The sequence below is a fragment of the Streptomyces sp. NPDC093544 genome, assembly GCF_040683495.1.
Lineage (GTDB): Bacteria > Actinomycetota > Actinomycetes > Streptomycetales > Streptomycetaceae > Streptomyces.
The window spans coordinates 414,262-433,889 of sequence record NZ_JBFBEA010000003.1; the positions used below are offsets into that span (position 1 = coordinate 414,262).

6 protein-coding genes are annotated in these 19,628 nt (G+C 67.5%); 3 read left to right on the forward strand and 3 right to left on the reverse strand.

All coding sequences use genetic code 11. The features are described from left to right. Positions 1-384: 384 nt before the first annotated feature. Together AB0N66_RS06175 and AB0N66_RS06180 are read right to left on the reverse strand one after the other, a co-directional pair. Positions 385-1,035, reverse strand: a complete 651-nt coding sequence (locus tag AB0N66_RS06175) for a hypothetical protein (protein ID WP_365429443.1) — start codon at positions 1,033-1,035, stop codon at positions 385-387. Then, the gene (locus tag AB0N66_RS06180; RefSeq protein WP_365429495.1) at positions 1,032-8,252 is read right to left on the reverse strand and encodes a polymorphic toxin-type HINT domain-containing protein; all 7,221 of its coding nucleotides are present in this window, start codon (positions 8,250-8,252) and stop codon (positions 1,032-1,034) included. The genes AB0N66_RS06175 and AB0N66_RS06180 overlap by 4 nt, the downstream gene beginning before the upstream one ends. Positions 8,253-8,874: 622 nt before the next feature. Here AB0N66_RS06180 and AB0N66_RS06185 point away from each other — a divergent pair. After that, positions 8,875-12,363, forward strand: a complete 3,489-nt coding sequence (locus AB0N66_RS06185; RefSeq protein ID WP_365429446.1) for a DNRLRE domain-containing protein — start codon at positions 8,875-8,877, stop codon at positions 12,361-12,363. Between the two features lie 309 nt (positions 12,364-12,672). Here the strand turns inward: AB0N66_RS06185 and glgP are convergent, their stop codons facing one another. Continuing rightward, a complete protein-coding gene (glgP, locus tag AB0N66_RS06190) occupies positions 12,673-15,297 on the reverse strand; it encodes an alpha-glucan family phosphorylase (protein WP_365429449.1) in 2,625 nt (874 codons plus the stop codon). 382 nt (positions 15,298-15,679) lie between these two features. On the opposite strand from glgP, the gene AB0N66_RS06195 reads away from it, so the two are divergent. After that, complete coding sequence (locus AB0N66_RS06195; protein ID WP_365429452.1) at positions 15,680-16,879, forward strand: S8 family peptidase; 1,200 nt, start codon at positions 15,680-15,682, stop codon at positions 16,877-16,879. A 194-nt stretch (positions 16,880-17,073) separates the two neighbouring features. Then, complete coding sequence (locus AB0N66_RS06200) at positions 17,074-19,530, forward strand: alpha-1,4-glucan--maltose-1-phosphate maltosyltransferase (RefSeq protein WP_365429455.1); 2,457 nt, start codon at positions 17,074-17,076, stop codon at positions 19,528-19,530. Positions 19,531-19,628: the final 98 nt, after the last annotated feature.

Consider the following 19,628-nt stretch of genomic DNA (forward strand, 5'->3'; position numbering starts at 1 on the left):
TGCTGCGGTGGACCATCCGTTGTCATCGAAAGCGCTGATATCTACGCGGAATGGCACGCTGGACCCTGACAGGTAGCGCGGTATCGCCTGGAATAGCACAGCATTACCCTTCCCCACATATGATGCGAGCCTCCCACTGGGGAGTAACGCTCAAACTCCGAGGTCCTATCCCAGCCGAAGTTCACACTTTCACGAGTCGGGTCACCCTTCGGCTGCCCTGCATGGAAGTGTGAGAACGGTGCATTCCACACGACCCGACGACGGCGACGAGCCCCCGCACTGTGCAGCACTCGTCCGCTGACGTTACCGTCAACTACTGCCGTCAGACCCTCGCAGTACGCCGCAGCGGCCCCGCCGGAGATACTTCCGGTGGGGCCGCAGCAGTCATACCAAGGCGGATCGAATCGGATCAGTTGGGTCCCATTCAGAGTTCCATGCCATTTCAGCCCCGTGAGTGTGGAAAAAATTCCTCTCCGATGGATAGATCGGATACGCCCCAACGAGCTCTACAAAATCATCGGCGTCGCGCCCCGGCAAGACTCCAAGATCAATCCTGCGGTCCATCATTAGCCTGGATTCAGGCGTCCCCAGCAGAAGACTACTCAAGCCAGAGCCTTCAACATATGGCTTCTTGTACCCAATCACCATCCCGGGCTCAAAAGGGCACAAGCCACGCAAGGCAGCCACAGTGATCGCTGGAACCATCGCCCACTCCAGATCGTCCGAGCGCATAGAAATGCAAAGCTCTCGCCCCGAAGCTGGCGAATCGATCAACGGCGAGAGCCCGTAGGTAATCCCGGTCACAAACCCCAGCTGCGGCTTATTCGCAAATATTAGTGAGTAGACTCGCCCGTCGGCTGGGACGCGCGGCACAACCTCACGAACCTCTACAGCTGCGCCAAGCGCCAAGCTCAGGCGCTCTACGAAGCGAGCGAACCGCTCAGAACCGCCAGACTCAGTCACCTTAAACTCCAACTTTCCTTGCAGTGAGCGGGACGACCCTCCCCCAGAATCATCCCACTCCAGCAGTATCACGGAGAATGTATCGATCCCGGCGGCGGGAAGAAGTGACCGTCGGCCGCATCCCACCATTCCGTCAAGGCATGATCAATGTAGGAGTTGAACTCATCGAACTGTCCCGCCGGGATCCTCCATTCGGTCAGCCCCTCAGTCAACCCCATCGAATTCTCTAGCGGGAATTCCAGGTCTCCGAATGCCTCTCGAAATCCCGGTTTCATGGTAAACACGTGCATCCCTAGATCGTGACCATTGCCCGCATAGTGCGCCGCACCCTCAGGCAGATTAGAGAGATACGCAGTCGGATGGTCACCGCCATGATTGGCTGCATTCAGGCCATCGGCCTCGCTGGCCTTCTTGCCCGTCCCAGGAGATCGATACAGGACCGCAGGATCGTCGCCGCACGTATTGTGCACCAAGACCGGCGTAGCCCCCGCCAGCACATAGTACGTGTGGAGTTTGGCGACGGTGAAGTTGTAGGTGCGGACGTGGTCCGTGTAGGGGCGGTTGTTGGTGATCTTGGCGGTGGTGCCGTCGGGGGTGCTGAGGGTGGTGCCTGGGGTGAGGTCGGCGGCGTTGACCCAGGCGTTTTCCTTGGGGACCCAGAAGGGGTGCTCGGCCGTGGCCGTGATCTTCTTTTTTCCGTCGTCCGTGGCGATGGTGAGCTCGTTGAGCTCCTTGTCGCCTTCGGACGGGAGGAGTTCCGTGACGGGCTGAGCGCTTGTTTCACCCGTGGTCGGGTTGGTGGCGAGGACCTTGTCGCCGACCTCGATGTCCTCGATGTTCTTCGAGGTGCCGTCGGCGAGGAGGACCGGGGTGCCGGCGAGGAAGCACTGGGTGACGCCTGTCTTGGTGGCAGCTGCCTTGGTCCCGCCTGTTTTTCCCAGGAGTTTTGAGCCGACCGCTTTGACGCCCTTGGCCGCGGCCTTGCCAATGGCTCCGCCGATGACCGAGCTGACGGCTCCGACGGCGGCGCCGGTGCCGACAGCGGACGCGTATCCGCCGATGCTGTGATCGGCTTTGGGGTCAAGGGCGTTGCCGACAGCTCCGGCCGCCGCGCCCGCGATGGCTCCGCATGCCGCTCCGACCGCTACCGCGCCCGCGCCCGCCGTGGCCGCGCCGGCGCCGACCGCGACAGCTCCGCATGCCACACCGACGACGATCTCGGTGACGATGGTGACAACCGTGACATGTTTCGACAGCCAGCCCTTGGCCTTGCACTTCCAGTCGCAGGGGGCGGGCTTGGTCACCGTGACGGTCTTGGTGACCGTGTACGTGACCGTGTTCGGCGTACCTGATGTCGGCGGCGGCGGTGGGTCGCCCCCGTCGTCGTCGTTGTTGCCGCTTTTTCCGGATGTCGACCCGCCCATGTATGCGCGCATGAGGCCGGTGGGATCGCTGTTGCTGATGGGGCTGTTGTTGCTGTACGCGTAGCCGTTCATCTGGAGCGGGTCGGCGATGTCCATGACCGGGTCGGCGGAGAGGAAACGGCCAGCCGCCTGGTCGTACTCGCGGGCGCCGATATGGGTGAGGCCGGTCGCCGCGTCGTCGATGCCGACGCCCAGGTAACTGCGTTTGTTCGGCCAGGTGGTGGGCTTGGGGCCGCGGGCCTCTCCGTACGGCTTGAAGGCGCGTCGGGTGACCGGCTGAGTACCGCTGAGCTCGACCGTGGTGTTGGCGGTGCCGAGTTGGTCGGTGATGAGGACGTTGAGTTTGTGGCCCGTGGTCGCGCCGTTGATGGTGGTGCGGACAACGGCGGGGGCGCCGCCCTGGGCGTACGCGCGGGAGGAGCGGGTGATCTTGCCGGTGGAGTCGGTGGTCAGCTCGGTCTCGCCCAGGTACAGGGTGGAGCCGGTGGGCGAGTTCTCCAGGATGCGGTTGCCGTCAGCGTCGTAGATGTACGTCGTCTTGACGCCGTTGACGGTGACCGTGCGGAGCTTGTTCTCCGTGCTCCAGTCCAGGTCCTGGGTGGTGCCCGTCAGGTCGCGGTCCGTGGTGTTGCCTACACCGTTGTTGATGTAGGTGCTGCCCTGTCCCGCGGTCGTGGAGGTGATCGCGGAGAGGGTGTGCGGCTGGACCAGGCCCTTGCCGGTCACCTGGATGCCGTAGCCGTACTTGAGGGTGACGTTCTTGGTGGCGTCGGCGGTGTTGTGTTCGGTGAGGGTGGCGCGGTTGCCGAGCCAGTCGAAGGTGAAGGACTGGCGGTAGGCGGTGGCACTGGTGGATGTCGTGGAGACCGTGCCGGTGGCGGGGGCGGCCGCGGCCAGTGAGGCGGTCAGTGCGGCGCTGGGGCTGGTGATGGCGTCGGCCGTCGAAGCGGCGTCGGCGACCGGGCCGCTGCTGGGCGCGCCGTCGGATGTGGGGCCCCAGTTGGTGCCGCCGGACGAACGGCAGCCCGTTCCGGAGTTGTTGGGGGTGATGTTGGAGGTCCAGGCGTGGACCAGCTCACCCAGTGCGTCGTACGTGTAGCACTGGTTGTCCCAGGTGGTGCCGGTGGTGTCGGTGAGTTTGCGGGCGTTGGAGGTGACGGTGCCCGAGGTGTCGTACGAGTAGTAGCTGTCGGAGATCGGGGTGCTGCCGACCGATTCGAGGTTGGTGAGTGTGCGCTGGAGGCTTCCGGAGTGCTGGTCGACGAAGTTGGTCGTCCAGACCCGCGAGGGCTGCGATCCGCTGACGGAGCGCAGCGCTTCGCCGTACGGGGAGTAAGTGACGTCGGAGGTGTACCAGTTGGCACCTGACGTGGACTCCGGCAGGCCGTCGGTGTTGTAGCGGGTGACGACCTTCTCGCCTGCCAGGCCACCCTTGGCCGGGAGCGTGACGGACTGGGGTTTGCCGGTCGGGGTGTAGGTGTACGCGTACGTGTAGGTGCCGGACAGGCCGGCGGTCATCGCGTTGGCGGGCACCACGGTGTCACGGCCGGTGACCTGGTAGTCGGTGTCGTAGCCGGTGATGCGGTTGATGTAGTCACCGGACGGGTCGTGGCTGGTCGAGGCGACGGGCAGGCCGAGCGCGCCGGCCATGTCGTAGGAGAATTCCTTGATCGGTGCCGCGGCGGCCGATCCCTCGCGGACGGCGACAGGACGGTCCAGCTCGTCGTACTGGGTGTAGACGCTCTTGCCGAGCGCGTCGGTGGTCTTGATCTTGCGGTCGGCTTCGTCGTATTCCGAGAAGGAGTCGCCGGTGTCCGGGTCGGTGGACTTCTTCAGGCGACCACGGACGTCGTACACGTAGGACCAGACGTTGTCGGCCGGGTCGGTGACCTTGGTGCGGTTGCCCCGCGCGTCGTAGGTGTACCTGGTCGTCCGCCCCGCCTCGGTGCCGACGGTGGCGGTGGCGGTGGCGGTGTAGTGCGTGATCGAGGTGACCCGGCCGAGCGCGTCGGTGAAGCTCTTGGTGGTCGGGGTGGTCGAGCCGGCGGGATCGATGGTGACGGTGGTGTCGTCGTAAGTGCTGACGGTGGCGTTCTGGTAGGTGCCGCCGTAGTAGAGCGACGCGCGGACCACGCGTTCCTGGCCGTCGTACTGGGTCCTGGTCTTGCTCGGGACCAACGTCTCCGATATGCGGGCGAACAGCTTGGCTTCCGGGTTGCCCTTGGCCAGGTAGCCGCTGGTCTGCTCCCGGACCAGGCCGTGTTCGTTGTATTTGGTGTCGGTGACGACCCGGCCCGCGCCGAGCGCCTCGCTCTGGGTCTGCACCTCACGCATCAGGCCGTCGTAGATGGTGACCTGGCTGGCGTACCCGCCGTCGTCCTTGAGAGTCTTGACCGTGACCGCGGCCGGTTTGGTCTCCGCGGGGGTCGCGACGGCCGTCTGGTAGACGATCTCGGTGTCCGGGGACTTCCCACCCGACGAGCGGGAGGGGGACCAGCCCTTGACCAGCCTGCCGAGCGCGTCGTACTCGTTGCGTGTGACGCGGCCGTTGGCGTCCGTGGCGGTCAACGCCAGGGCACGGCCGGGATCGTACGTCGTGGTGGAGGCGTGCCCTTTGGAGTTGATGTTCTTGACAGCGGTGACAGGGCCGCCGTCGGCGGGGGTGTAGACGGTCTCGGTGGTGCCGGTCAGGGGCGCGGTGACCTTCCGGATCCGGCCCAGGGTGTCGTAGGTGCTGGTGGTCACTACGGAGTGGGCGGTGCCCTCGCCGTTGATGTCCGCGACCGAGGTCTCCAGGCCCTTGGTCGGCGCCTCGCCCCAGGCCTGGTTGTCGTACGAGGTACGTACCGAGCTCAGCAGCTGGGTGGCCGGGTCCGCGGTGTCGAATGCGGAACACGGTGTCGCCGTGGAGCGCGCTTCCTTGGTCTTCCCGATGATCCAGGCGGTGATGTTGTGGACGTACGACGTCCGCACGCACACCTGGTTGCTCAGGGTTTCGCCGGTGCCGTTGGGCTTGACGACCGACATCTCCACCTGGGTGGGCAGACCGTAGGTGTCTTCCATCGTGGTCTCGGTCCGGACGGTCTGCCAGCTGTTGCCGACCGTCTGGACGGCGTCGGTGCGCGCCACCCAGGTGCGCTGGGCGAGCAGCGGGTCGAGGTCGGTGCCGTCCTCGGCCTCGCGGGCGCGGGACGCGGTCTGCTTGGACTTGGGAAAGGTCAGGGCGCGCTTGAGGAGACGGCGTCCCGCGCCCGCCTGGTCGTAGGTGAGGGTCTCCGCGGACATCCCGGCGAACTGCAACGCGTCGTCGGCGACGAGTTCCACCGCACCCTTGGAGTCCTTTACGGCACCCCCCGTGCCCTGGAAGTACCGGGTGACGGAGTACGACGCCGGATCCGGGTCGAGATCGTTGGCGGTGGAGCCGCCCTTGGTCGTGGCGACCTGCCGGTAGCCGCGCCAGACGCTGTACGTGCGCAGCGACGGGCGGGTGAACTCGTCGTCGGTCTTGTCCCAGGCCGGTGAGGTGTACGCGTACGAGGTCACGACCGGCCTGGTGTGCGTGGTGACCTTGTCGGTTTCGGTGACCTTGGCGACGACGTACTTGTTGAACCAGGCCTTGGCCGGCGTCTTCTCCTCCCCGTCCGGGGACCACCTGACCGGATAGCAGGTGCCGTTGGCCTTCCCCTTATCGGTGGCGGGTTCGACGGAGCAGCCGCCGGTGTACTCCACCTCGATGTCGCCGCCGTTCTCGGTGGAGACGACGCCGATGCGCGGGCGGGTGAAGCCGGGGCGCTTGTCAGTGGCACCGGAGGGGACGAGGTTGGGCAGCTGACGGTCCTTCAGCCACGACTTGAGCGGAGAGTCGGTGCCCACCGTGTACTGGGCGAAGCTGACGCCGTCCGCGGACTGGACGGTCCCCTTGGTGTCACCGGGGGCGAAGCCGGTGCGGGTCAGGGAGTTGAGCCACAGGCCGGGCGAAGTGTCGTACCAGTCGGCCGGGAAGGACTGGTGGAGGGTGTACGTGTCCACCTTGCCCAGTACGGTCTGGCCCGGGCGTGCGGCCTTCGTCGTCACCGAGTCCAGGCGCAACTGGGTCCAGAACGACGGGAAGGCGGGGCACAGTTTGGACGTGGACTTGCAGTTGAGGTTGCCCGGGGTGTCCCACCAGACGCGGTAGGCGCCCGGGTCGTCGGTCTTGGCGAAGTTCGCCGAATCACAGGCGGTTGCCGACTGGAGGCAGCGCTGCTTGACGTCGAACGTGACGGTGGCCGACGGCTTGGTCAGGTCGGAGGTACGCATCCCGTACTCGATCGAGACGGGGTACGCGGCCCGGTCGTAGTTCTCCGGTGACTTGAACTTCTTGTTGACCGAGTAGTAGTTGCTCTCCTGATTCCAGTTGACGACCATGGCGTTGCCGTGGACGTCGACGACCTTGTCCATGCCCCACTGCCAGGCCTCCTGCTTGCCCGCTCCGCAGCGGGAGTCGGCGAAGGCGGCGGCGTGGCAGGGTTCCTCGGGGTGATTGCTGTAGACGGGGACGGTGGAGACCGAGCCGGTGTTCGCGTGACCGCCACCGACGGCGTTCAGGCCGTAGTAGTACGTCGTGCCGTCGGGGGTGGTGACCACCCAGTACTCGCCGTTGTTGTCGTCATTGGTGGCGCCGGTCCTGAGCTCGACGCGGGTGCCGTCGTCGTTCTGCGGGCGGTAGGTGTCGGTGCCGCCCACCCGGACCAGTTCGGTGGTCCGGCCGTTCAGCGACATCACCGCGTTGTACGACACCCAGCACAGGTCGAACGTCTTGTTCTTCGCGGCGGTGTTGTTGGGTATGCCCGCCTTGAGGGTCTTGGTGTCGTCCTTGCAGGAGCGGTAGCGCCGCTCGATGTGCCCGGGCTCGTAGTTCCATCCCTCGCCGATCCACGACGACTGCCCCGAGGAGACCGCGGTCCTGCCGTCCACCTCCTGCGAGTCGTACTCGAAGGAGATGTTCGGGGAGGGACCGGCCGGCGTCGGCGGAACGGTCAGCGGATACGACCAGGAGAAGGAGCCGGACGAACCGCCGGCCGCCCACTTCCCGCTGGACGCCAGCGGACTCGCCTTGAACGAACCACCGTCGCCCGCACCGGAGTCGGTGACGCCGAGAACAGCGGTGCCTGCCCCTGCTGCTTCCGCCACCTGGTCGCGGTATCCGGCCTGTACGACGCCTGAGCCCTTGTCGCGCTCGGTCGTCGACGCGGTGGGCGGTGTGGCTGTGCTGTCGGCGGCCGGGTCCACCGTCGCGGTCACCGTGCCGGTGCCGGTGTCGTTGACCGTCTCCAGTTCCTCGTACGCCTGGCAGTCCTCCACGTCGGGCGTCGTCAGATAGCACGGGGGGAACTGCACGAAGCGCAGGCGCGAAGCCCAGTCCGCGCCGTAGAGGTTCTTGAACTTCTTGTAGTCGAACCGCACGGACACCGGCACCGCTCCGACGGCCGGGGCCTGCAGCGTCACCACGGCGCCGTCCACACCCTGCGCCACCGTCTCCGGCCGGCCGGCGACCGTGACCTGCCAGATACCGGTCGGTGCCGCCTGACCGGTCGCCTGCCCGAGACTGACCGGCAGGTCCTCGACCGGAGTGGCGGCGGCCGGGGTCGCACTGCTGGTGCGCGCGGACGCTGGCGCCGGGACGGAACCGAAGTCGATCTTCCCGAAATCCTTGAGGGGGACAGTGGTCGTGCCCGCAGGCGCCGCGCCGAGGTCCTTGGGCACATCGGCGGCCCTCAGACTGTCGAGATTCTCACTCGCGGCCTTACCTGGAACGGGCTTCTCCTGGGCGAGTTGCTCCAGGACAAGCTCCTCACGCCCGACCTTGTTCGGGTCGGGCGGCATCGCCAACGCCTGCGTGGGCAGCAGCCCCACCAGCAGGGCGAGACCGAGGGCGGGCACCACGGTGTGGCGGACACGGCGCCAACGACGGCGAGTTTCAGAGAGGCGAGACACGCCAGGATCCCCCCGGACCAGTGAGCGCGGCACCGGGGTGGGCCGCACGGGACGTCGTGCAAGACGCGCCGATTCTGTGGGGGAGTTGTGACGAAAGGCCAGAGAAATAATGATCAAGTGATGATCGTCACTTCACGTAATGAATCAATTACAGACCAGACTCAGGGAAGCGGTCGATAGATGTCCGCATGAGCACATCGCGCCAGATCATCGATCAATCGGATCTAGCCCCCCAGCGGGTCGCTTTCATGATCAATTCCTCCCACTCTTTGGAGGGATACGACCGCTTCCTCCCCTCCACGGGAGGGATACGCCGTATCTGAGGGAGCGTCACGGACGGGCCGCCTCGGCGGGTACGGAAGACCTCCTCCGTTTCCGCAGGGTGACGGCCAGTCACTCATGGGTCATGATCTGCTCGCTCATCTCGTGTGCTCAGGCCCGCGCGGGGGGCTCCATATCCCCGGTCGGCGACCCGCCGTACGCCGGGGCCGAGGGGGGAGGGGCCTCACTCATGTCACAACGCCGAACCCGACTGCCGGGCCAGCGCACCATTGCCCTGGCCTGTGCTGCCGCGATCGCGGCAACCGGGCTGACCTACGCGGGAATACGGCTCGCCGATCCTGAGCCGCAGACCACGTCACCCGCGCCTTCGGCCGCCCGGGCGGTGAGCGAGAGCGACGCGATCACCGAGGCGGCGAAATCGGGCGAGGCGGTCGAGGTCACCTCGCTGCGTACGCCTGACACCACCACATGGGCGCGCCCTGACGGCCAGATGGCCCGCCGGATCTACGTCTCCCCCATCCGCGCCAAGGTCGACGGGGTGTGGAAACCGATCGACCGGTCGCTGCACCGTACGAGCCGGGGCTGGGAGCCCGCGGCCACCAACACTGGGATGGTGTTCTCCGCCGGGTCCGAGAGTGAGGGGGGCCGCGAGGAGCGCGCGTCGCGCGGGACGGTACGCCGGGTCGCACTGCTCAAGACCACGACCGCGGACGATGCCGTGGCTGTGGCCGATGCCGAGGCCGACAGTCCGCTCGTCACCCTGCATTCCGACGGGCACGACATCCAGCTCACCTGGCCCGGCCCCATCCCCCAGCCGATCATCGACACCAACCGGGCGCTGTATCCGGAGATCCTGCCCGGAGCGGACCTGGTACTCACCGCGGACGACGACGGGTTCTCCCAACTCCTCGTGGTGAAGACCCGCGCCGCCGCCGCGGACCCCCGTGTCACCCAGCTCGCCTACGGCCTGTCCTCGCCCACCCTCACCTTCCGGCTCAGCCCGGTGTCCGGCATCGTCAGTGCCGAGAACCGCGACGGCGACGAGGTCGCCATGTCCCCCTCCCCGGTGATGTGGGACAACGCCGGGAACCCGGCCGTGACCGACGGCGGAGTCGGCGCCACCGCGCAGCCCACCGCACCCGAGGTCCTGCCCTCCGAGACGGCGACCCCCGAAGAGACTCCGTCCGCCCCGGAAAGTACCGGTCCGGAAGCCGATCCGGAGACCGACGAGCAGACCGACCCGTACCCCGAAGAACTGCCGTCCGCGAGCGACGAATCAGTTCCGCCCGTCTCGGACTCACCAGCGCCTCCTGTCCCTGCCGAACCGACCCCCGCGCCCTCTCAGGCCGGGTCGGCCGCCACCCTGTCCCTGCCAGGCCTCGACGGACCGTCCCCCGACTCTCACGGTGCGTTGGTCGAGGCGGCTCTCGCCGGCGGAAAATGGCTCATCACCCCGGACGCGGACCTGCTGTCCGACCCGTCCACGGTCTTCCCGGTCTTCATCGACCCTTCGGTCAAGAAGCATGTGCAGAACTGGACCACGGTCTACAACCGGTACCCGAACGCCACCTTCTACAACGGCAAGGGTTTCAACAAGGGCGGCACGCACGAGGCACGGGTCGGCTTCGAGTCCGACACCTGGGGTACCTCCCGGTCGTTCCTCAACATCGATTTCGACAGTTCCCTCAAGGGCGCGGTCATCACCAAGGCCACCCTGCGCCTTCTGGAGACGTACTCCTGGTCATGCACCGACCGGGCCATGAGCGTGCACCTCACCGGTGAGATCAACTCGAAGACCAACTGGAAGAACGCTCCGAAGCTCAACGACGGCAACAAGATCACCACGCGGAGTTTCGCCCACGGCTACAACTCCGGCTGCCGGGACGCGTACGAGACCTTCGACGTCAAGAAATCCGCCCAGAAAGCGGCCGACAAGGGCGCGGACAGCATCACCTTCGGCATGCGCGCGGTGAACGAGGACTCCCAGTACTCCTGGAAGAAGTTCGCCGCGAACGGCGACAACGCGCCCTATCTCGAAATCAACTACAACCGCCGTCCGGGCGCGCCCACTTCTCTGGATCTGGGACCCGATGCCAGGTGCACCACCACTGAGCCGTACGTCCGCATAGCAGCCGGCGACATCACCTTCACCGCTTCGGCGACCGACAAGGACCGCAACCTCAACTACCTGGACTTCGATCTGTGGGCGCTCGGAAAATGGAACACCACGGGTGACCTGCTGAAGACCACCGGCAAGAAGTCCGTGGGCGGGGACACCGATACCGCCCGCGTCACCACCACCGCATTCCCCACCAGCAAGCTGACGAACAACACGGTGTACTCCTGGCGGGTGAGATCTTTCGACGACGCCGGTTCCAGCTCTGCCTATTCCCCGAAGAACACCCCCTGCCGGTTCGTCCTGGACACCGCCGCGCCAAGGCCGCCCATAGTGACCTCCACGGACTTCCCCAACGCCGACGCGAACCAGAACGGATTCAGCACCGAGCCCGAGGACACCATCTGGAGCACCACCAAGTTCGGCACCGCGGGCTCCTTCACCTTCCGCGCGCTCAATACCGACGTGGTGCGCTACGAGTACGGCTTCAACTCCCCGAGTTACCCCTCCTCCCTGCCCCGCACAGCCGGTACCTCGACGCTGGTCAGTGGGAAGATCACGAACGCCAAACCCCCGACCGCCGGGCCCAACGTGCTGTTCGTACGGACCGTCGACGGGGCCGGCAACGTCTCCGAACCGAACAAATACCTCTTCTACGCGACGCCGAGCAGCCAAGCCGATTCCCCGGGCGACTTCACCGGCGACAAACTGCCTGATCTCTTCACCGTCACCGAGGACGGCCGCCTCGTCCTCTACCCCTCACAGGCAACCACCGACCTCACCAAAGGCACCGGAGACCTGGACTACGGCATGTCCGGCGCCTACCGCGGCAACCCGGACAAGGACCCCAACGGCGACAACCTTCCCGTCCATGTCGCCGCGCCGTCCGGGCACTTCGACAATGCGCTCATCACTCACAACGGAGACATCTACGGAGGCGACGGGCTCCAGGACCTCGTCGTGCGCGTCGAGGGCAAACTGTGGGTCTACCCCGGCGACGGCTACGGCGCCGTGAACATCGACCAACGCCGCGAGATCCTCCTCCCGTCCGGAGCCCCCGACCCCGGCACCTTCACCCAGATCGTCTCCGCGGGCGATGCCACCGGAGACGGCAAAACCGACTTCATCGTCACCATCGGCGACACACTCTGGGCCCTGACCGGATACAGCGGCGCGACCATCGAGCAGGCCACGCAGCTCTCCGCCACACCTTGGGCCGCGAGGGACATCGTCCTTGCCCAGGACATCAGCGGCGACGGCGTCACCGACCTGCTCTACCGCACCGACGCGACCGGACGGCTCCTGCTCCGTACGGGCATCAAGCGGGCGGCCGGCGGAGTGGACCTCAACTCCCTGGCCTCGGAGGCCAATGCGGAGGGCGGACACGACACCGAGTACGCGGCTTCCGGCTGGTCCAGCACCGCCATCCCCCAAATCCTGGGTACCCCCGACGTCAACGGCGACCTCATCCCCGACATATGGGCCCTCTATGCCAACGGCTCCCTACGCATCCATCTCGGCAGCAGGACGGCCCTCTCCGGCAGCGGCACCGAGATCATGGGAGCGTCCAGCGGGTGGCAGGCCCGACAGGCCATCGGCTGACACCACCGCCCGGACAGCGGGACAGGCGCTCGCGGTGCCGGTAGCCGACCGGGTGCGGCCCGACGCGAAACGCATCGGGCCGCACCCGCACCCGCGAACGGTAGAGGTCACCAGCGCGACGGCTGGGCCGGTTCGGACACCCATCTCGAGCAGCGACGCTGACGGTGCACTCAACCATTACGCCGGGTCTATCCGAGGCACCCTTCCGACCTGTGCTTTTGCGAGTGAACGGCGCGTTGGATCGACCCCCGCCTGGACCGGACGCATATCTAGCCAAAAGCGCCCGGCCCTCGCCCATGCAGATAACGCTCACCGCATCAACACCCCCGCCGCCTCCCCCAGTTCCTCCGAAGGAACCGCCACAAGCCCCAGTTCCGCGCCCGACGCAAGCAGCCGATGCGCGGGCAGGATCCGTACCGTGTAGCCGAAAGGCCCTGTCCGGTCCAGGGACAGTGGGCCCTCGTACGACCAGCGGCCCTCCCCGTCCGGGCCGCCTGCCGGTTTCAGTGGTACGGACACCGCGTCGGCGATGTGGTCGTCGGAGTCGACGCGGCCTGCGACGGCCTGGACCTCGACGTCGTCGGGGGTGAGGTCGCCGAGGCCGACGCGGACGTGGAGGGAGAGGGTGGTGCCGAGTTCGGCGGTGGTCGTGGCGGAGGTGGCCTCGACGTGGTCGACGGTGACCCGCGGCCAGGCCGAGCGGACGCGGGACTTCCAGGCGGCCAGTTCGCGGGCGGTGTCCGGGGTGAGGGAGCGGTGGGCGCGGGCGGCGGGGGCGTACAGGCGTTCCACGTACTCGCGGACCATCCGGCCCGCCAGAACCTTCGGGCCGAGGTGGGTCAGGGTCTGGCGGACCATCTCGATCCAGCGGTCGGGCAGGCCGCCCTGGCCGCGCTCGTAGAAGCGCGGGGTGACCCGCTGCTCCAGCAGGTCGTACAGCGCCGCCGCCTCCAGGTCGTCACGGCGGTCGTCGTCGGTCGCCGTACCGTCGGCCGTCGGGATCGCCCAGCCGAAGTCGGGCTGGAACCACTCGTCCCACCAACCGTCCAGGACGGACAGGTTGAGGCAGCCGTTGAGCGCGGCCTTCATGCCGGACGTGCCGCAGGCCTCCAGCGGACGCAGCGGGTTGTTCAGCCAGATGTCGCAGCCCGGGTACAGCTTCTGCGCCATCGCCATTCCGTAGTCGGGCAGGAACACGATGCGGTGGCGTACCCGCGGGTCGTCCGCGAACCGGACGAGCTCCTGGATCAGGCGCTTGCCGCCGTCGTCGGCGGGGTGGGCCTTGCCCGCGATGACGATCTGGATCGGCCGCTCGGGGTGCAGCAGCAGATCCATCAACCGGTCGCGGTCACGCAGCATCAGGGTCAGGCGTTTGTACGAGGGGACGCGCCGCGCGAAACCGATGGTGAGGACGTCGGGGTCCAACACGCCGTCGATCCAGCCCAGTTCGGCACTGCCGGCGCCGCGCTGCCGCCAGGACGCGTGCAGCCGCTCCCGTACCTCCACCACCAGTTGCTCGCGCAGGACGCGCCGCAGATCGAAGATCTCCTGGTCGGCGATGTCGGCCACGGCGTCCCAGCGCTCCGAGCCGCCGACCGTCATCGCGTCCTCGGCGCGCTGGGCGCCGATCTGCCGGGCCCCGAGCCGGAAGACCTCCGGCGCCACCCAGGTCGGCGCGTGCACGCCGTTGGTCACCGAGGTGATCGGCACCTCGTCCGGGTCGAAGCCCGGCCACAGGCCCGAGAACATCTCCCGGCTGACGTGACCGTGCAACAGCGAGACGCCATTGGCGCGTTGGCCGAGCCGCAGCCCCATCACCGCCATGTTGAAGAGGTTCGGCTCGCCGCCGGGGTAGGTCTCCATGCCCAGTGCCAGGACGCGTTCCACGTCGATGCGCGGGAGTTCGGCGTCCGGACCGAAGTGGCGGGCGACCAGCTCACGGTCGAAGCGGTCGATTCCGGCGGGGACGGGGGTGTGGGTGGTGAAGACCGTGCCGGCCCTGACCGACTCCAGCGAGGCCTCGAAGTCCAGTCCCCCGTCGGAGAGTTCGGCGATCCGCTCAAGGCCCAGGAACCCCGCGTGCCCCTCGTTCGTATGGAACACCTCAGGTTGCGCATGGCCCGTCAGCCGACAGTACGTCCGTACCGCGCGCACCCCTCCTATGCCAAGGAGCATCTCCTGCAGCAGCCGGTGCTCGCTGCCGCCGCCGTACAGCCGGTCGGTCACCCCGCGTTCCCCGAGGTCGTTCTCCTCCACGTCGGAGTCGAGCAGCAGCAGCGGCACCCGGCCGACCTGCGCCAGCCAGACCCGGGCCCGCAGCGCGCGCCCGCCTGGCAGGGCCAGCGAGACCTGGGCCGGTGAGCCGTCGCTCTCGCGCAGCGGCACCACGGGCAGCTCGTTCGGGTCCAGGACCGGATAGTGCTCCTGCTGCCAGCCGTCCCGGGACAGGGACTGCCGGAAATAGCCGTGCCGGTACAGCAGCCCCACGCCGATCAGCGGCACACCCAGATCACTGGCTGCTTTCAGATGGTCACCCGCGAGGATGCCGAGGCCCCCGGAGTACTGCGGCAGCGCGGCCGTGATGCCGAACTCGGGCGAGAAGTAGGCGATGGCGGCGGGCAGTTCGGGGGTCTTCGTCTGGGTCTGATACCAGCGGTCGCCGGTCACGTAGTCGCGCAGATCGTCGGAGGCCGCGGCAAGCCGGCGCAGGAAACGCCGGTCCTCGGTGAGTTCCGCGAAACGCCCGGGCGACACACTGCCGAGCAGACGTACAGGGTCGCCGTCGGAGGCGGCCCAGCGCTCGGGGTCGACGGACTGGAAGAGATCGCGGGTCTCGGCATGCCAGGACCAGCGCAGGTTGCGTGCCAGGTCACTGAGCGGGTGAAGGGCTTCGGGGAGTACGGGGCGGACGGTGAACCGACGGATTGCCTTCACGAGATTGCCACCTTCACGGAGAACGTAACGGAGGACGGAAGCGGCAGGAGGACGGAAGCCAGGGCGTGCGCCAAGTGGGGACGCACGTCCTTGTGCGCCCTTCGTCACCCACGACGGTAGCGGCGAGAGTACCTCCGCAACTACGGCGCATCGAGGTCTGTGAGAACCGGGCCGTCGGCGATCACTCCCCCGGTTACTTCGGCGGAAATTCGCCGCAACTTTCACATGTCCCCCATGGCCGGTATGGCCGATTCCGCCCTCCTGTGTGGCCTTGTGGCGCTTCGCACCACACGAGAGGCTCCAAGTGGCGTACCGCCCGACCTCGGCCCGCACCGGGCCGGCCCCGGCCGCGTACGCCGAATTGAGGAGGGGAACTCAAGTCATGGCACAGGCGAGACACAGGCGTCTGCGCCGGGCGGGAGGTCTCACCGCGGTCGCGACGGCCGCGGTGCTTTCGGCCATCACCCTGCCCGCGCACGCCGCCCCGGAGGGGCAGATACTCGGCGCCGGTGCTCCCGGCTCCGTCAGTGACAGTTACATCGTGACACTCAAGGGGGGAACAGACGCACCGTCCCCAGCGGGCAAAAGCATCGCGGAGAAGTACGGGGCGAGAATCAGCCACACCTACGGCACGGCACTCAACGGCTACGCGGTGGAGGTCAACGAGAAGCAGGCCCGGCGGCTCGCGGCGGACTCCCGCGTGGCCTCGGTCGTGCAGGACACCAGGGTGGCGGTCGAGGGCCAGGCGAACCCGCCTTCCTGGGGCCTCGACCGCGTCGACGACCCGAGCCTGCCGCTCGACGGCGGCTACACCTGGCCCGAATCGGCGGGCAAGGGCGTGACGGCGTACGTGATCGACACCGGTATCCGGATCACGCACAAGGACTTCGGCGGCCGGGCGAGCTACGGCTGGGACTTCGTCGGAAACGACAGGGCCGCCCAGGACGGCAACGGACACGGCACACATGTCGCCGGCAGCATCGCAGGCACCAAGTACGGCATCGCCAAAAAAACCAAGGTCGTCGCCGTCCGCGTCCTGGACAACAACGGCTCCGGCACAACAGCGCAGGTCATCGCGGGCATCGACTGGGTGACGAAGCACGCGAAGAAGCCGGCGGTCGCCAACATCAGCCTCGGCGGATACGCCAACACGCAGCTGGATGCCGCCGTACGCAGCTCCATCGCCTCCGGCGTGACGTACGCGGTCGCGGCGGGCAACGACGGGCTGCCGGCCGGTCTCTACTCCCCGGCCCGGGTCAAGCAGGCCCTCACCGTCGGCGCCAGCGACAGGACGGACGCGCGGGCGAGCTTCTCGAACACCGGCGCCTCGCTCGACCTGTTCGCACCGGGCGTGGCGATCACCTCGGCGTCGTACGCCAGTGACACGGGGAAGGCGACATTCTCGGGTACGTCGATGGCGAGCCCGCACGTCGCGGGTGCGGCCGCGCTCTATCTGGCCGACCATGTAAGGGCCACCCCGGCCCAGGTGGGCAAAGCCCTGGTTAAAAAAGCGGTTCCGGGGAAGATCTCGGGCGCGGGTCTGGGTTCTCCGAACAGGCTGCTCCAGGTCGGTACCCCCTAGCACGCTGCGGGAACAGGTACCGGCCTCGCCCCCACCGGACGAGGCCGGACTTGTGTGTAGACATACGCGTGAGTAGTTAACAAAGTGCCGGTTGCCCACCCGAATAGGGTGGGAAGGCTCCCCCGGTACACCCGCAGACCTCACCTCCATACACCCTCATCCGCCCACCCACGTTGACGCGGACAGGAGCGGTCATGCCCGCCACGCACCACTCGTCGCCACCCCCGACGACCTCCTCCGACACACCCTCCATACGCAGGGCCGACGCCGGTCGTCGCACGCCGGAGAAACCCTCCGCCGAGACCGGCAGCACCGTGACCGAGACCAAGTCCGGCACCGTGACCGAGACCGGCACCGTGACCGAGACCGGCACGGGCAGCAGGACGGCCGCGGCTCCGGAGACCGAAGAGACCACGGCGCCATCGGCGCCTGTGATATCCGCGGCGCCTGTGGCACCTACCGCAGCTGTGACACCCGCGGCGCCCGTGACACCTGCGGCACCGATCAAGACCACGGAGACCGTCGCCTCCGCCGAGACCGTCGCACCACCTGCCGAAACCACAGCGACGGCCGCGACCACCGAACCCACTGCGACGGCCGCGACCTCCACGCCTTCCGCGACCTCCGCGATCCCCACGGCCATCGGCCGCATCCCCCTCCTCGACGTGCACCCGATCGTCGACCACGGCCGATGGCCCGCCAAGGCGGTGGCCGGTGAGGCCTTCGAGGTCTCGGCCACGGTCTTCCGCGAGGGCCATGACGCGGTCGCCGCGAACGTCGTCCTGCGGGACCCGGAGGGCCGCACAGGACGCTGGACCCCCATGCGCGAGCTGGCCCCCGGCACCGACCGCTGGGGCGCCACAGTGTCCGCCGGGAAAGAGGGCCACTGGACGTACACGGTGGAGGCGTGGGGCGACCCCATCTCCACCTGGCGCCGGCACGCGGGGATCAAGATCCCGGCCGGTATCGACACCGAACTGGTCCTGGAGGAGGGCGCGCGCCTGTACGAGCGGGCGGCCACCGGGGTGCCGAAGAGCAAGGGACGCCGGGACACCCTCCGCACGGCCGCCGCCGCGCTGCGCGACATGGAACGCCCCGCCTCGGCCCGCCTCGCCGCCGCCCTCACCCCCGAGGTGGACCGGATCCTCGCCCGCCATCCGCTGCGCGAGTTCGTCACATCCTCCGAGCCGCTACCCCTGAAGGTGGAGCGCGAACGGGCCCTGTACGGCTCCTGGTACGAGTTCTTCCCGCGCTCGGAGGGCACGCCCGAGCGGCCGCACGGCACGTTCCGTACCGCCGCCGAACGCCTGCCCGCCATCGCGAGGATGGGCTTCGACGTCGTCTACCTCCCGCCGATCCACCCCATCGGCAGCACCTTCCGCAAGGGCCCCAACAACAGCCTGTCGGCGAGCCGTTCGGATGTGGGCGTGCCCTGGGCGATCGGCTCCCCGGAGGGCGGACACGACGCCGTCCACCCGGACCTCGGCACGATCGACGACTTCGACGCGTTCGTACGCCGGGCGGAGCGCGAAGGCATGGAGATCGCCCTGGACTTCGCGCTCCAGTGCTCCCCCGACCACCCGTGGGTGCAGAAGCATCCGGACTGGTTCCACCACCGTCCGGACGGCACGATCGCGTACGCCGAGAACCCGCCGAAGAAGTACCAGGACATCTACCCGATCGCCTTCGACAAGGACATGCCGGGCCTGGTCCAGGAGACATTGCGGGTGCTGCGGTACTGGATGAGCCATGGCGTACGGATCTTCCGCGTCGACAACCCGCACACGAAACCGGTGCTGTTCTGGGAGCAGGTGATCGCGGACATCAACCGCACCGACCCGGACGTGATCTTCCTGGCGGAGGCCTTCACCCGGCCGGCGATGATGCACACGCTGGCGAAGACCGGCTTCCAGCAGTCGTACACCTACTTCACCTGGCGCAACACCAAGCAGGAGCTGACCGAATACCTGACCGAGCTGTCGGGCGAGGCGGCCGCGTACATGCGGCCCAACTTCTTCGTCAACACCCCGGACATCCTGCACGAGTTCCTCCAGCACGGCGGACGGCCGGCCTTCGAGCTACGGGCCGTGCTCGCCGCGACGCTGTCGCCGACGTGGGGCGTGTACAGCGGTTTCGAACTCTGCGAGAACACCCCGTTGCGCGACGGAAGCGAGGAGTATCTGAACTCCGAGAAGTACCAACTCCGGCCGCGCGACTGGGAGTCGGCGGAGCGTGAAGGTCGTAGCATCGCGCCCTTGCTGGGCAAGCTCAACGCGATCAGGCGCCGCAGTCCGGCCCTTCGCCAGTTGCGCGACATCCACTTCCACCACACGGACCAGGAGTCGGTGATCGCGTACTCGAAGTCGGTCACGGACCCCAAGGATTCCACCGGCACAGGCGGTTCGAACACGGTTGTGGTGGTGGTCAACCTCGACCCCCACCACACCCAGGAGGCGACGGTCTCGTTGGACATGCCACAACTCGGCCTGGACTGGCACGAGTCCGTGCCGGTGCGCGACGAGCTCACCGGCGAGACCTACTACTGGGGCAGGGCGAATTATGTGCGTCTTGAGCCAGGGCATAGTCCCGCGCACATCCTCACCGTCCTGCGACCGTCCTCACCGCAGATCGGAGGGTCACCCACCACATGATCGTCAACGAGCCCGTCCCGGATACGTTCGAGGACACACCGGCCAAGGATCGCGATCCCGAGTGGTTCAAACGCGCCGTCTTCTACGAGGTCCTGGTC